Here is a 475-nt window from a genome sequence, read left to right on the forward strand (position 1 = left end):
AGAACGTGTTGGGAAAGCCTGTGGTGTTTTCCGGGTGACTATCCCAGGCTGCAGGTCCAGCATTGAATCATGAAGGATGTTTCGGCTCCGCGTCCCTATCCCTCGGACCTGACGGATGAGGAGTGGTCGCTGATTGCGTCGATGGTCCCGGTCAAGACCGGCGGGCGTCCGGCGATCCATTCGCGGCGGCGGATCGTGGACGCGATCCTCTATGTCAACCGCACCGGGTGCGCGTGGCGGATGATGCCCCACGATTTCCCGCCCTGGGACACCGTGTACTGGTACTTTCAGCGCTGGAACGCCGACGGCACCACCGACCGGATCCACGACGCCCTGCGTGCCGCCGTACGGGATGCCGCAGGGCGGGACCCGATGGCGTCGGCCGGTATCGTCGATGCCCAGTCGGTCAAGGGCGCCGACACTGTGGGCCGGGGGTCGCGTGGGTACGACGCCGGCAAGAAGACCAACGGTCGCA

1 protein-coding gene is annotated in these 475 nt (G+C 65.7%); it reads left to right on the top strand.

Annotated features, from left to right (window positions below):
* Positions 1-69 precede the first annotated feature (69 nt).
* Positions 70-475: IS5 family transposase (locus JMA46_RS16810; protein ID WP_207346492.1), on the top strand; the 406-nt coding region annotated here is incomplete at its 3' end.

Origin of the sequence: Arthrobacter sp. E3, assembly GCF_017353415.1 — a bacterium.
In the GTDB taxonomy this organism is placed as follows: domain Bacteria; phylum Actinomycetota; class Actinomycetes; order Actinomycetales; family Micrococcaceae; genus Specibacter.